The organism is Streptomyces sp. NPDC028419, from assembly GCF_055565515.1.
The window spans coordinates 18,723-32,646 of the sequence record NZ_JBVHUE010000051.1 but is presented as its reverse complement, the minus strand read 5'-3'; the positions used below and the strand labels follow the sequence as shown (position 1 = coordinate 32,646).

Below are 13,924 nucleotides of genomic sequence, written 5' to 3'. Positions count from 1 at the left end.
CTCAGGCCCCCGTGACCGCCGCGATACCGCGCGCGAGGCAGGGGATGCGGTCTTCCGGGACGCCCGCGATGTTCAGGCGCCCCGCGGCCGTGCCGTAGATGGCGAACTCGGTGCGCAGGCGGAGCATCTGTTGGCCCGTCAGCGACAGCATCGAGAACATTCCCTTCTGCCGGGCGAGCGTGCGGGCTTCGTCGGCCCGGCCCAGGGCGCTGAGGCCCGCGGCCAGTGCGGCCCGGTGGGTGGTGATCCTGGTGCGCATCAGCTCCAGTTCCGCGCGCCAGGAGGCCCGTAGCCCGTCGTCCTCCAGGATCGTCGTGACGACGGCCGCGCCGTGTTCGGGGGGCATCGAGTACTGGGTCCGGGCGGCGTTCTGCAGGGCCGTCTCGGCGTGCCGCGCGGCGCCGGCCGAAGCGCCGATGACGATGGCGGCGCCCACGCGGTCGCTGTAGAGGCCGAAGTTCTTCGAACAACTGACCGCGATCAGTACCTCCGGCACGCGCGCGGCCAGGGTCCTGGTGGGCAGCAGGTCGGCTTCGAGGCCGTCGCCGAGCCCGTGGTAGGCGAGGTCGACGAAGGGGATCCAGCCCCTGTCGGCGGCCGAGTCGGCGAGCGCGCGCCAGTCCTCGGGCAGCGGGTCCACGCCGGTGGGGTTGTGGCAGCAGCCCTGGAGGAGGACGACGTCCTCGCTCCCGGCGCCGGCCAGTTCGCGCAGCACGCCCTCCGTGTCGAAGCGGCCCTCGGCGTCGCGCCAGCCGAAGCCGCGCACCGTCAGCCCGGCGGCCTCCAGGATGGGCCGGTGGTTGACGTACGCCGGTTCGCTGATCCACACGGTCGCGCCGGGGCGGGTGCGGTGGATCAGGTCGGCCAGCAGGCGCAGGGCGCCCGATCCGGCGACGGTCTGGACGGCCGCGGCCCGTTCGGCCGGGCCGCCGGGCGCGGAGCCGAGCACCAGGGAGAGCACGGCCCGGTTGAAGGCGGTGTTGCCGGAGAGTCCCCGGTACTCCTTGGACGGCGAGCGTTCGGCGAGGCGGATCTCGGCCTCGCGCACGGCCGCCATCACGGGGGTGCGGCCGGATTCGTCGCGGTAGACGCCGAGGACGAGGTCGAGCCGTTCGGCCCGTTCGTCGGCGCCGAAGGCGTCGGTCAGCACCCACAGCGGGTCTGCGGGCGGCGGCGGGAGCAGCTCAAGCATCTGCGGGAATCTCCGGTCGGGGGCGGGGACGGCGGTTGGCGAGGACGACGCCGGTGGTGATCAGCGGTACGCCGACCAGGACGGCGGCGGTCGGCGACTCCCCCAGCACCGGGACGGCGAGCAGGACGACGGCGACGGGGCTGAGGCTGCCCACGACGGAGCTGCGCTCGGCGCCGAGCCTGCGGATGGCGAAGGCGTACAGCAGGCCCGCGCAGAGGCCGACGCCGAGTCCCTGCACGACGAAGAAGAGGGCGATGTCGGATCCGGCGGCGTGCGCGAGGCCGGTGGGCAGGGCTCCGCTCAGCACGAGGGCCGCGATGATCGCGAAGGAGGGCAGGCAGAGCAGGCCGATGGAGCCGACGGGGTCGAGATCGACCTCCTTGAGCCCCACCGTGTACAGCGCCCAGAGGCCGCTGGCGACCAGGAGGGTGCCCGCGCCTTCCAGGACGTCGGCGTCCACGGGGACGACGTAGCGCCAGACCAGGGCCGCGACACCGACCGCGATGAGCGCGAGACCGGCCGCCTGGGCGCCGCGGGGCGCGCGGTGCCCGCGCACGACCATGAGCGCGGTGACGAAGAGCGGGACCATGCCGGGCACGATCGAGCCGACGAAGGCGGCGGAGGTGAGGGAGCCGCCGTGCATCGCGGCGAGGAAGAAGGGCACTCCGGCCCCGCAGACGATCTTGACGGCCGGGCCGGGCCGCACCGCGGCGATGCGCCGACGGCGCCGCCACAGGGCGGGGGCCAGCAGCAGGAGCGGTACGCCGAAGCGCAGCAGGGCGGCATCGGCCGGCAGCAGCGAGGAGGCGCTCAGGGCGCGGGCGCTGAGCGCGAAGGCCGCCCAGATCGCCACGGTCACCACCAGGGCCGCCATGCCGACGGTCTGCGGGGAGAACCGGCGCGCGAGCGCTCGGCCGGGTCCCCGGGGAGGGGCCCCGGCCGGGGTGTCGATGGCGACCAAGGGGGTGTCTCCAGCTTCTGGGGCCCGGCGTGCGGGCAGGTCGATACGGCTGCGGGGCAGGGGGGTGCGTACGGGCGACGGGGGCGGCGCGCATGCCCGACGTGGCCGGATCCCGTACCCCGGCAACGCTAGGGCTTCGGCCGGGGCAGTCGATTGCCAGTTCTGCCTCCTGGACATACGTTTGGGGCAGAATCTGCCAAGGAGTGGCCATGGACGCAGTCGATCTGCAGATCATCCGGGAATTGCAGGCCGACGGCCGACTGTCCAACCAGGACCTCGCCGACCGCGTCCGGCTGTCGCCGTCGCCGTGTCTGCGGCGCGTGCGGCGGCTGGAGGAGGCGGGCCTGATCCGCGGCTACACCGCCATGGTGGACCAGGTCGCCTTCGGCCTGCCCATCACCGTTTTCGTCCGGATACGCCTGGAGCGCCACACGGCGGAGGCGGTCCGGCTCTTCGAGCAGCACGTCGCGCTCATCGAGCACATCCAGGACTGTTACCTGATGGCGGGCAGTAGCGACTACCTGCTCCGGGTCGTCATCGAGGACCTGGCTGCCTACGAATCGCTGGTGCGCGACCGGATACACGCCATCCCCGGCATCGCCTCAATCGAGTCGAGCTTCGCCTACGGCAGCGTCAAGCAGTCGCGGATCTACCCCCGCCCGACCCCGGGCGCCTCCGCGCACCGCCACCCCCACACCCCCGGACTCTCCAAGTGGCCTGATCAGAGCCTCGGTTAGGATCGCCGACGGAGCAGCGGCTCGGGAGGCGGACCACCTCTCGGGCACCGGATCCGACACTTCCCCATCCCGCGCGCGGCACGGCCCCGCCGGCGGAGCTGTCCCCGGACGCGGCTGCCCCGTAAGCGAACGAGGGGGAGGAGAGCCACCATGGTGTCCGTGGGAGAGAGGCTGAGCCGGGCGCGCGTACGGGCCTTCATCGGCCGGGACGAGGAACTCGGCCGCTTCGAGGACGCGTTGGGCGGCGATCCGCACGCACCGTTCGCCTTCTACGTGCACGGTCCGGGCGGCATCGGCAAGTCGACGCTGCTGCGCTGCCTGACGGACCGCGCCCGCGCGGCGGGCCGGCCGCTCGTCGAGCTCGACGGCCGCTTCGTCGAGCGGGACCCGGCCGATTTCGAGCGTGCCGCCGCGGCCCTCCTGGACGTGCCGGGGACGGTCCTGTTCGTGGACTCCTTCGAGCACTGCCAATGGATGGAGAGTTGGCTGTGGCACCACTTCCTGCCGCGGGCCGCGGACGGCGCCCTGGTCGTCCTGGCCGGCCGGCGCGCGCCGCAGCCGCAGTGGGCGGCCGATCCGGCGTGGTCCGGGCTCCTGCACGTGAGCGAACTGGGGCCCTTCTCCGCGGACCAGGCCCGCAGTCTGCTGGCGGCCGCCCGGGTCCGGCCCGAACTGCGCGATCCGGTGCTCCGCTTCGCCGGAGGCAACCCGCTGGCCCTGTCCCTCGCGGCCGCCGCGGGGTCGACGGGCCACGGCCCGGAGGACATCTGGGCCCCCTCGGCGGACGTACTGCGCACCCTGCTGGCGGGCTTGATCGGTGAAGTGCCCACGGCGGCCCACCGCCGGGCCCTGGAGGTGGCCGCGCAGAGCCACTCGACCTCCGAGGAACTGCTCACCTCGGTGCTGCCGGAGGAGGACGCCCACCTGCTCTTCTCCTGGCTGCGGGAGCTGCCCTTCATGGAATCCACGCGGCGCGGGCTCCACCCGCACGACGCGGCGCGCGAGACGCTGGCCGCGGACCTGCGCTGGCGGGCGCCCAACGCCTTCGAGACGATGCGCCGGCGCCTGGCGGACGAATACCTGCGGATCCTGCGGGAAGCACCCGAGGAGCGGGTGTGGACCGTCACCGACGAACTCTTCTTCCTCTTCCGGGAGGGGAAGACCCTGGCCCGGCTGCGCACCTGGTCCCGCGAGGACGAGGTGCACGACCGCCCGCTGCACCCGGACGACCTCGACACCGTACTGCGCATGGCCGAGGAGACCGAGGGAGCCGCGTCCGCGGAGATCGTCCGCTACTGGGCCGGGCGCCAACCGCGGGCCTTCAGCGTCTACCGCCTCGTCGACACGGGTCGGATCGTGGCCTTCACGGCCCGGCTCGCGCTGGCGGCCCCGCCCGACCCGCAGGACCTGGCCGCCGATCCCGTCGTCGCCGCCGCGTGGCGGTACACCGAGGAGACCGCGCCGGTCGGCCCCGGCGAACACATCGGCGTCAGCCGCTTCACCGTCTACCCCGAGCGCTACCAAGTCCCCTCCCGCGTCATCGACTTGAGCAGTTCGCGCGCCCAGGCGGAAGCGGCCCGCGCCCGGGGTCGGGCCTACGGCTTCGCGGTCTTCCGGGACGCCGAGACCTGGGCCGCCCGCGTCAAGGGCACCCTCGAAGACACCGGGGCGCGCCCGCGGGTGGGCGCGTACACCTACGGCGTGTTCGGAGTCGATTGGCGCGGCATACCCGTGGAGGCGTGGATCCAGAGCTTCATATCGGACACCGACGCCTCCCCCGCGCCGCCCGCGCCCTCACCCATCTCGCGCGTCGCCTTCGACCAGGCCGTGCGCGAGGCGTTGGCGCACTGGCGGGACCCGGGCACCTTCGCGGCGTGCGCCCTGCTGCGCACCCGGCTGGCGGCCGATCTCACCGACGCCGTCGGGGAGCTGCGCGCCCTGCTGCGCGGGGCGGTCGACGCCCTCGCCGTCGATCCGCGCGCCGTGCGCGCCCGGGAGGCCCTGACGGCGGGGTACTTCTCCGGCGCCCCCACCCAGGAAGCCGCCGCCCGGCGCCTCGGCCTGCCGTACGGCACCTACCGGCGCCATCTGCGCCAGGGCCTGGACCTGCTCTGCGAGGCCCTGTGGGAGCAGGAGTTGCACGGCTCGCGGGGGCGCTGACGCGCGAGCCCGCGCCGGCGGCGGGTGGACAGGTGCGGACAGGAGTGGACAGTCACCGCCGCCGTCGGGCCTGGAGAGTGGACAGCACTCCGCACGAGGCTGTGCGACATGAACCTCCCCCACCACACACCGACCGGGCGGACACCACCCGGTCGGACACCACCCGGCCGCACAGCGCCGGCCGCCCGGGCGGCGGCAGCGCTCACGGTGCTCGCCGCGGCCCAGTTCACCATCATGCTCGCCACCTCGATCGTGAACGTCGCGCTGCCGCAGATCCGCGCCGGGGTCGGCCTGTCGGACGGAGGCACGACCTGGGTGGTCAACGCCTACGGCCTGGCCTTCGGGGCCCTGCTCCTGGCCGGCGGGCGCGCGGCCGACCTGCTCGGCCACCGCCGGGTGCTGATCACCGGCCTCGCGCTGTTCACGGTCGCCTCGCCGGTGGCGGGGCTGGCCACCTCGCCCGGCGTGTTGATCGCGGCGCGCACCCTCCAGGGCATCGGCGCCGCCGCCATCGCACCGGCCTCCCTCGCGCTGGCCATGGGTCTCTTCCCGACCGGGCCCGGGCGGGGCAAGGTGCTCGGGGTGTGGGGCGCGGTCTCCGGTGCGGGGGCGGCGGGCGGCGTCCTGCTGGGCGGCGGGCTCACCCAGGCGTGGGGCTGGCCGTGGCTCTTCCACTGCGTCGCGCTCGGGGCGGCCCTGGTGCTGGCCGCGGTGGTGGCGCTCGTACCGCGCGGGGCCGGCGGCGAGGACGGCCGGTTCGACCTGGTCGGCACCGTCACCGTCACCCTCGCCCTGACCGGCCTGGTCTGGGGGCTGACCACGGCGCGGGGCGCCGGCTGGACGGATGCCCGGGTGCTGGGCGCCTTCCTCGCCGCCGGTGTGCTGCTCGCCGCCTTCGCCGTGATCCAGTCGCGCCGGTCGGACGCGCTGCTGCCGCCGCGGTTGCTCGCCACCGGGCGGGTGGCCGCGGGGAACCTGCTGATGGCCCTGCTGGGGTCGGTGTGGATCGCGCTCTTCTTCTTCCTGCCGCTCTACCAGCAGCAGGTCCTGGGATCCAGCCCGTTGGTGACCGGCGTCGGCCAACTGCCGCTCGCGATCAGCCACATGATCGGGTCGGCCCTCGCGCCGCGCGTCTCGCGCCGCATCGGTGCCACCACGACGGTGACCGCGGCCCTGTTCACCGAGGCGGCGGGGATGCTGTGGCTGTCACGGATGAGCGCCGACGGCAGCTACCTCGTCGACGTGCTGGGCCCGAGCGTCCTCATCGGCCTCGGCCTGAGCGTCGCCTTCGTCCAGCTCACCGCCTTCGCCGTGGAGGGGCTCCCGCCGCGGGACGCGGGGCTGGCGGGCGGCCTGGTGAACACCACGCGCCAGGTCGGCGGTGCGATCGGCCTGGCCGCGCTCGCCACCCTCGCGGGGTCCGTCACCGCCCACGCGTCCCCGTACGAGCCGGCCCTGGAGGCCCTCACCGCCGGGTACCGGGCCGCCTTCACGGTCTCGGCGGCCGTCCTGGCCGCGACGGGCGTCCTCGCCGTGCTCCTCACCCGCCGCACGGGGCCCCGGACCACCGGTACGGCGACGTACGGGGCCACGGGCCCGCGGCGCCCGCACCTCGTGGGACGCCCGCAGGCCCCCGAGGCCCCCACGACCCCGCGCGTCGGCTGACCCGGCCGGCTCCGCCACCCCTCCCCCGCCCCTCCTCCCCCGCTCCCTCCCGCGTACGTCGCCCGACGTCGCGCACCTGTCGTTCCACCGTCTCCATCGAAGGGAAATCCACCATGACCGCCGACAAGCCCTACCTGACCGGCCACTTCACGCCCGTCGTCAACGAGGTCACCGCCACCGACCTCACCGTCGAGGGCACCCTGCCCCCCGAGCTGACCGGCCGGCTGCTGCGCAACGGCCACAACCCCAAGCCCGGCGTCACCCCCACCCACTGGTTCAAGGGCAGCGGCATGGTCCACGGCCTCCGGCTGCGCGACGGCCGCGCCGAGTGGTACCGCAACCGTTGGGTGCGCACCCCCGCGCTGGACGGCGCCCCGTACATGACGGACCGGGGGCCGGACCTGACGGCCAGCACGGCCGGGACCCACATCATCGAGCACGGCGGACGGCTGCTCGCCCTGTGCGAGGCGAACCTCCCCTTCGAGCTCACCCGGGAGTTGGACACGGTCGGCGCGTACGACTTCGACGGCAAGCTGCGCACGGCGATGACCGCGCACCCCAAGGAGGACCCCGTCACGGGCGAACTCCACTTCTTCGGGTCCTCGCCGTTCCCGCCGTTCCTCGTCCACTACGTGGCCGACGCCAAGGGCGAGATCGTCCACACCGCCGAGGTCCCGGGGGCGACCGCCTCGCTCAAGCACGACTTCGCCATCACCCGTCACCACGTGGTCTTCATCGAGGGCAACGTCACCTTCGACCCCACCGAGCACTCCGGCATCCCCTACGGCTGGAGCGACCAGCACCCCGCCCGCATCGGCGTCATGCCGCGCGGCGCCGACGGCCCCCGGAACATCCGCTGGTTCTCCATCGAGCCGGGCAACATGCTGCACGTCGCGAACGCCTTCGAGGACGGCCGGGGCCGCATCGTCCTGGAGGGCCCCACCGTGGACCACGAGGGCTTCGCCCTCTCCTGGAACTGGTGGGCGGGCAACCCCGGTCGCGGTACCGAGCCCGTCTCCCGCTCCTACACCCGCCGTTGGGTGATCGACATGGCGGCGGCCTCCGTCGACGAGCAGATCATCGACGACCTGCCGGTGGAGTTCCCGACCCTCAACGAGGAGTACCTGGGCGCAGAGAACCGCTACCACTACGCGGTCTCCTTCCCCGACGAGAAGGGCTTCGGCGGCTACGGCGTGGTCAAGTACGACCGCACCACCGGGGCCCGCCGCATCCACCAGGTAGGTGACGCCCGGATGCCCGGCGAGGCCCTCTTCGTCCCCGCCGCCGGCGCGACCCGCGAGGACGACGGCTACCTGCTGACGGTCGTCAGCGACCTCAAGCAGGACGCCTCGCAGCTGCTCGTCCTCGACGCGTCGGGCCTCGACCGGATCGCCACGGTCCACCTGCCCCACCGCGTGAGCGCCGGGCTGCACGGCTCCTGGGTCCCCGACGCCCCGGCCGGATCCGAGCGCTGACCGCAGCGCCACCGGACGTCAGCGACGCCCCCACCGCCCCCACCGCCTCCCCGCGGTGGGGGCCGGTTCCGCGACCGGGGCCGTCACCACAGGCTCTAAGGTGACGGCATGAGTACGCGACCGACCACACGCCCCGGGGGCCGCAGTGCCCGTGTACAGCGGTCCGTGCACGATGCCGTGCGCGACCTCGTGGCGGAGCGCGGCCGGGAGGGGTTGACGGTGCCCATGATCGCCGCGCGCGCCGGCGTGACGCCGTCCACCGTGTACCGCAGGTGGGGCGACCTCCAGGAACTGCTGGCGGACGTCGCGGTCGCGCACCTGCGCCCCGACGGCCCGCCCGACGACCTGGGCTCCCTCAGGGACGATCTCGACGCCTGGGCCGAGCTGTTCCTCGACGAGATGGCGTCGCCCCCGGGGCGCGCCTACATCCGGGACGCGCTGAGCGGCGACCCCGACGGGCGCAACGCCGGCCAGTGTTCGGCGTACGCGGCCGAACAGCTCGCCGTCATCCTGGAACGGGCCGTGGAGCGCGGCGAGGAGGCGCCCGGCCTGGAGGAGGCGATGGACGCGGTGGTCGCCCCGATGATGTACCGCATCCTGTTCCGGCCCGGCGCGCTGACGGCGGACTACGCCCGCGCGCTGGTGGACGGGCTGCTGGCCCGCTGATCCGACCGACTCGCCTCGCCTCGCCTCATCCGGCCTCGCCTTGCCCGCTAAAGCTAAGGAATTGCTTTTCTCTTCGGAGTCTGGTCTTGTTGTTAACGCAATGACATGGACTTAACGGTCTGACAGTGGCACCCCTCGCATGCCCCGCACCCCTTCCGAGGAGAACTCCCGTGTCCCCCTGGCAGATCGGCGACATCGCCGTCCACCGCATCGACGAGATGGCCCTTCCGGCGGCCACCGGCCCCTGGCTGCTGCCCGGCGCGACCCCCGCCGTGGTGGCGGGGGTCGACTGGCTGAAGCCGTCCTTCGCCGACCCCGACGACCACATCAAGCTGGCCGTCCACACCTTCGCGCTGGAGATCGACGGGCTGCGCGTCCTCGTCGACACGGGCATAGGCAACGGCAAGACCCGCGCCAACCCGGCGTGGAACGACCTCGACACGGCCTACCTGGAGCGACTGACCGACGCGGGCTTCGCGCCGGAGAGCGTCGACTACGTGATCCTCACCCACCTGCACGCGGACCACGTGGGGTGGAACACCCGTCGGGCTCCCGACGGTTCCTGGCGGCCCACCTTCCCCCGGGCCCGGTACGTCGTCGCGGCGGCCGAGGACGCGTACTGGTCCGCGGTGGAGGTGGAGGAGAGCCGCCGGCAGATGCTGGAGGACTCCGTCGAGCCGGTGCGCGCGCACGGCCAGTTGGACCTCGTCGACGTCGCGGAGGGCGGTACGCGCTTCCTGCCCGGCCTCACGCTCGTACCCACGCCCGGTCACACGCCGGGGCAGATCGCGGTCGCCCTCAGCAGCGGCGGGCAGCGCGCCGTCATCACCGGCGACTGCATCCACCACCCGGTGCAGCTGGCCGAGCCCACCCTCTGCAGCTGCGTCGACATCGACCCGGCGGCGGCGGTACGCACCAGGACCCGGCTGCTGGACGAACTCGCCGACACCGAGACCCTGTTGCTCGGCAGCCACTTCCCGCCCCCGACCGCCGGAGTCGTCCGGCGGGACGGCGACGGCTTCCGCCTCCTGCCCGCCCCGCACTGACCTCTCCCGCGCGCCGGGTCGGCCCGGGATCAGGCGTTCGCGTTCCAGGCGGTCGTCAGGCCGTCCAGCCAGGCGGGGGGCAGCTCCCCGGCGTCCCACTCCTCGCGCAGCGGTCCGGGCGCCACGACCAGCCGCTCCAGCACGGCGATGCCGGTGACCGAGTGGACGAGCGAGTACCGGCCGTGCACCGCGATGCTGCCGCCCGGCCCGTACTGCGCGAACAGCCGCTCCAGTCGGGCCCGGTGTGCGGTGGCGAACTCCGTGAGCCGTCCGGCGTACCCGGCCCGCTGGCGCGGGGTCATCGTGGTGAGGACGGCGGCGAGCACCTCCTCCGTCACCTCCGGGTCCAGCTCCGAGGTCTCGGTGAAGGACAGGTACAGGGGGGTGAGTGCCACCCGCGCCCGCTCCACCTCCATGCGCCTGACCCGCTGGCGCGCCGCGGCCGGATCGGGCTCGCCCTCCGCTCCCACGACCTGCAGCAGGGTCCGTTCGGTGAGGGCGCCGAGCTCCTCCAGCAGCTCCCCGGCTCCGTCGAGCCAACCCGACTCGTACGCCTCGCCCTTGTCACCGGGCGCGGTCCGGCCGCCGCCGCTCAGCTCCTCGTGGGCGAGTGCCAGCGCTCCCGCCTCCAGCAGCCCCATGAGCGTCCGCGCGTCATCGGAAGGCACGCCCGCACGGGCGAGGAGCTGGAGCAGCGTCGCCCTGGCATTGTCGACACTGACCTCGTCCGGCCACTGCCGTCCCTCGTCGGCCGTGCTCATCGGGTCCTCCTGATCGCTCGGGTGGTGCGCGGTGCGGTCCGTCCCATCAGATCAGATCGCCGGGGCGAGCGCGGGAAGGGTCCCCCACGGGATCCCCCCGCGTGGCAGGACACGGCCGCGGCTCAGCCACCGAGCTCCGCCAGGAAGGGGACGACCGCGTCGACGAAGTGTTCGTTGCGGTCCCCGGCCACCATGTGTCCCGCACCGGCCACGTCGACGTACCGCGCGCGGGGCACCCCGGCGCAGAACTGCGCGGCGGTCTCCTCGCGCACCACGTCGCTCTCCCCGCCCCGGACGAGCAGGACCGGTACGTCGGCGCCGCGGGCGGCGGCCAGGAGGCGCTCCGCCATTCCGGGCGGGTCCATCCTGTCCTCGAAGTGGTCCAGCATCCGGGGGTCCCAGTGCCAGACCCAGCGCTCGCCCCGGCGGCGCAGGTTGCCGCGGAGCCCGCCCGTGTCGGCGGGGCGCGGGCGGTGGGCCAGGTGGGCGGTGACCACCGCGGCCGCCTCCTCGACGCTCGCGAAGCCGTCCGGACGGCGGCGCATGAACTCCACGATCCGGCGCGCCCCGCGGGGATCCGGGCGGTGGGCCACGTCGACGAGCACCAGGGCGCGCACCGCCGCTCGCGGGGTCTCGCCGGCGGCCAGCAGCGAGGCCAGGCCGCCGAGCGAGGCGCCGACGAGCACCGGCCGGTCGTCGAGCGCGGCGACGAGCGCCCGGACGTCCCCGGCGAAGAGGTCGAGGCCGTACGCGCCGTCCGCCGACCAGTCGCTGGCGCCGTGCCCCCGCAGGTCCGGGGCGACGACCCGCCAGCCCAGCGCGGCCAGGCGGGGCCCGGCCCGGCCCCAGGCCCGGCGGGTCTGACCTCCGCCGTGCAGCAGGACGAGGGGCGGTGCGCCCTCCTCGCCCCAGACGTCGGCCACGAGCCGGATGCCGTCGCCGCCCGCGAAGGTCGAGGTCCGGGGCGGTGCGCCGGCCTTCATGCCGTGCCCCGGGTGCGCAGCGGCTCCAGCAGCCGGTCCCGGTGCGCGTCCGCGGCCGCCGCGGCGAGGACGACGTCCAGCCCGAAGAGGGCGCGCTCCAGGAACCGCTCGTCGTCGATCAGGCCGGCGACCCACTGGTGCAGGGCGCCGACGCAGGAGGTGCCCACGGCGAAGGCCAGGGCGTCCGCGTCGACGTCGGCGCGCAGCACGCCCCGCGCCCGGAGGTCCGCCATCGCCCGGCGGAGCTGACCGAGCGGGCTGCGGTCGAAGACGAGGCCGCTCTCCTCCCAGCCCCGCACCATGCGGCGCGACACGACCGGGTCGCCGGTGAAGAGCCGCACTGTCGCCCGGACCACCTCCCGCGGGTCGCCGGCGTCCAACACGGCCAGCTCGGCCTCCAGTCGGTCCACGAAGCCGCCGGCGAGCGCCTCCCAGACCTTCTCGCGCGGTCCGATCAGGTTGTACACGGTGGCCGGGGAGACGCCCGCCCGCTCGGCGATCCGCTCGGTGCTGATCGCGGACTGCGCGCCGTCCCTCAGGAGGTCGCGCGTCGCGTCGAGGATCCGCTCCCGTCGCTGCGCCTTGTGCTGCTCGCGCAGCCCGCCGCCGTCCGTCCTCATGCGATCACGCCCCTTCACGACCCTGCGACATGCCTCGAATCGCCTTCGAACCGCCTTCGACTTGCCTTCGACGCGCCTTCGGCAAACTTAGAGACCTTTCTAAATTTAAGAGGGTCGGCAGGCCGGGTCAAGGGCCACGCCTTGGTCCTTCCGCCGACGGGAGCCGGCCTCCCTGGTGGGGAAAGCACATTGCGCGCCGGGATGTTGGGGTCTTGGATTGATCGGACCAGGCGGCGGGGCCGCTCCCCGATCCCGTGCGGAGCCCTCGCCCCGCAGGGAGGAAGCGGATGTCACCCACGCTCGACGGCTGTACCCCCTGGCCCGAGGAGTACGTCGACCACTACTGGGCGGCCGGGCACTGGCGGGGCAATTCGCTGGACAACCTGCTGCGCGGCTGGGCCCTCCAGTTCGGCCCCCGGACCGCGCTCGTGCACGGCGACACCCGCATCACCTACGCGGCCCTGAACCGGCGCGTGGGCCGCACGGCGGCCGGATTCCGGCTGCGCGGCCTACGGCCCCGGCAGCGGGTCGTCGTCCAGATGCCCACGGTGCCCGAGTTCGTGATCACCGTCTTCGCGCTGCTGCGCGCCGGCGCCGTCCCGGTGTTCTGCCCGCTCCCGCTCCGCGCGGCCGAGGTGTCCCGCCTCGTGCGGCTCACCCAGGCCGTGGGGTACGTCGGCCCGTCGACGTACCGGGGCTTCGACCACATCGCGATGGCCGCGGCCATCGCGGCCGAAGGGCCCTTCCTGCGGCGGGTGTTCCCCTTCGAGGAACCGGGCACCGCGTCCCCGTACGGCGGATTCACCACCGACACCTCGGGCTGCCACTACTTCCCGCTGGCCTCCCTGGACTCCCCGCCCGACCAGCCGCTCGCGCAGGGAGCCGACCAGGTGGCGCTCCTCCTGCGCGCCGCCCGCGCGGACGACGCCCGCGAAACGCCCCCGCTCGTGCCCCGCACCCACGACGACTACGCCTACCAGGCGCGGGCCGCCGCGGAACGGGTGTCGCTCACCGAGGACGACGTCTACCTCGCCGCCCTGCCCGCCGACCACAACCTCACCTTCGGCTGCCCCGGCATCATCGGCACCCTGACCGTCGGCGGCAGCGTCGTCCTGCTCGACGACCCCGACCCCGCCGCGTGCCTCGCGGCCGTCGAGCGGGAGGGGGTCACCGTCACCTCGGTGACCCCCTCCGTGGCCCGGCTCTGGCTCGACGCGCTCCCCGAGGTCGGCGCGGACCTGAGCACGCTGCGCCTGGTGCAGTGCGGCGGCGGGCCGCTGCCCCGGGCCACCGCCGAACGGATCGCCGCCGAACTGGGCCGCCTCCAGCGGGTCTTCGACCTGCCCGAGGGACTGGTCACCCTGACCCGGCCCGCCGATCCGCTGGAGACCGTCCTCACCACGCGGGGCCGCGCGCTCTCGCCGGACGACGAGATCCGCATCGTCGACGCCGAAGGCGCGGACGTGCCCGACGGGGAGCCCGGCGAGCTCCTCGTCCGCGGCCCGTACGCCCCGCGGGGGCACTACCGCGCCCCCGACCACAACGCGCGCGCCTTCACCCCCGACGGGTTCCTGCGCACCGGCGAACGCGCGCGGCGCACCCCCGACGGCGATCTCGTGCCGGCCGACCCTCCCGCCGACCCGCGGTAGACCGCCCAC

Annotated in this window: 12 protein-coding genes; 7 read left to right on the top strand and 5 right to left on the bottom strand. The window is 74.3% G+C overall.

The features are described 5' to 3' along the window. Position 1 precedes the first annotated feature (1 nt). Positions 2-1,192, bottom strand: coding sequence for an amino acid aminotransferase (locus ACZ4UB_RS36615; protein ID WP_468077134.1), 1,191 nt, complete (start codon positions 1,190-1,192; stop codon positions 2-4). Further along, entirely contained in the window at positions 1,185-2,153 is a 969-nt protein-coding gene (locus ACZ4UB_RS36610) for an EamA family transporter (RefSeq protein WP_468077132.1), read from the bottom strand. Before ACZ4UB_RS36610 ends, ACZ4UB_RS36615 begins: the two co-directional genes overlap by 8 nt. 209 nt (positions 2,154-2,362) lie before the next feature. Between ACZ4UB_RS36610 and ACZ4UB_RS36605 the strand changes: the two genes are divergently transcribed. From ACZ4UB_RS36605 to ACZ4UB_RS36580, 6 genes are all read left to right on the top strand, one after another. Then, on the top strand, positions 2,363-2,890 hold the full coding sequence (locus ACZ4UB_RS36605; RefSeq protein WP_468077130.1) for an Lrp/AsnC family transcriptional regulator: 528 nt from the start codon (positions 2,363-2,365) through the stop codon (positions 2,888-2,890). A gap of 159 nt (positions 2,891-3,049) precedes the next feature. Next, positions 3,050-5,050 carry an AAA family ATPase gene (locus ACZ4UB_RS36600; protein ID WP_468077128.1) on the top strand — a complete coding sequence of 667 codons (2,001 nt, stop codon included), beginning with the start codon at positions 3,050-3,052 and terminating at the stop codon, positions 5,048-5,050. 108 nt (positions 5,051-5,158) lie between these two features. After that, positions 5,159-6,715 (top strand): MFS transporter, encoded by a 1,557-nt coding sequence (locus tag ACZ4UB_RS36595; RefSeq protein WP_468077126.1) that lies wholly within the window; start codon positions 5,159-5,161, stop codon positions 6,713-6,715. A gap of 113 nt (positions 6,716-6,828) precedes the next feature. Further along, complete coding sequence (locus ACZ4UB_RS36590; RefSeq protein WP_468077124.1) at positions 6,829-8,190, top strand: carotenoid oxygenase family protein; 1,362 nt, start codon at positions 6,829-6,831, stop codon at positions 8,188-8,190. 108 nt (positions 8,191-8,298) lie between these two features. Beyond that, the gene (locus tag ACZ4UB_RS36585) at positions 8,299-8,856 is read left to right on the top strand and encodes a TetR/AcrR family transcriptional regulator (RefSeq protein WP_467958987.1); all 558 of its coding nucleotides are present in this window, start codon (positions 8,299-8,301) and stop codon (positions 8,854-8,856) included. A gap of 170 nt (positions 8,857-9,026) precedes the next feature. Continuing rightward, positions 9,027-9,902 (top strand): MBL fold metallo-hydrolase, encoded by an 876-nt coding sequence (locus ACZ4UB_RS36580; protein WP_468077122.1) that lies wholly within the window; start codon positions 9,027-9,029, stop codon positions 9,900-9,902. Between the two features lie 29 nt (positions 9,903-9,931). Here ACZ4UB_RS36580 and ACZ4UB_RS36575 read toward each other — a convergent pair whose 3' ends face one another. The 3 genes from ACZ4UB_RS36575 to ACZ4UB_RS36565 all read right to left on the bottom strand — a co-directional run bounded on the left by ACZ4UB_RS36575 (position 9,932) and on the right by ACZ4UB_RS36565 (position 12,266). After that, complete coding sequence (locus ACZ4UB_RS36575) at positions 9,932-10,663, bottom strand: hypothetical protein (protein ID WP_468077120.1); 732 nt, start codon at positions 10,661-10,663, stop codon at positions 9,932-9,934. 122 nt (positions 10,664-10,785) lie between these two features. Next, positions 10,786-11,646: an alpha/beta fold hydrolase gene (locus ACZ4UB_RS36570; RefSeq protein ID WP_468077118.1), complete on the bottom strand. Its 861-nt coding sequence runs from the start codon at positions 11,644-11,646 to the stop codon at positions 10,786-10,788. Beyond that, entirely contained in the window at positions 11,643-12,266 is a 624-nt protein-coding gene (locus tag ACZ4UB_RS36565) for a TetR/AcrR family transcriptional regulator (RefSeq protein ID WP_468077116.1), read from the bottom strand. The genes ACZ4UB_RS36570 and ACZ4UB_RS36565 overlap by 4 nt, the downstream gene beginning before the upstream one ends. A 287-nt stretch (positions 12,267-12,553) precedes the next feature. Between ACZ4UB_RS36565 and ACZ4UB_RS36560 the strand changes: the two genes are divergently transcribed. Further along, on the top strand, positions 12,554-13,915 hold the full coding sequence (locus ACZ4UB_RS36560) for an AMP-binding protein (RefSeq protein WP_468077114.1): 1,362 nt from the start codon (positions 12,554-12,556) through the stop codon (positions 13,913-13,915). The last annotated feature ends 9 nt before the right edge of the window (positions 13,916-13,924 follow it).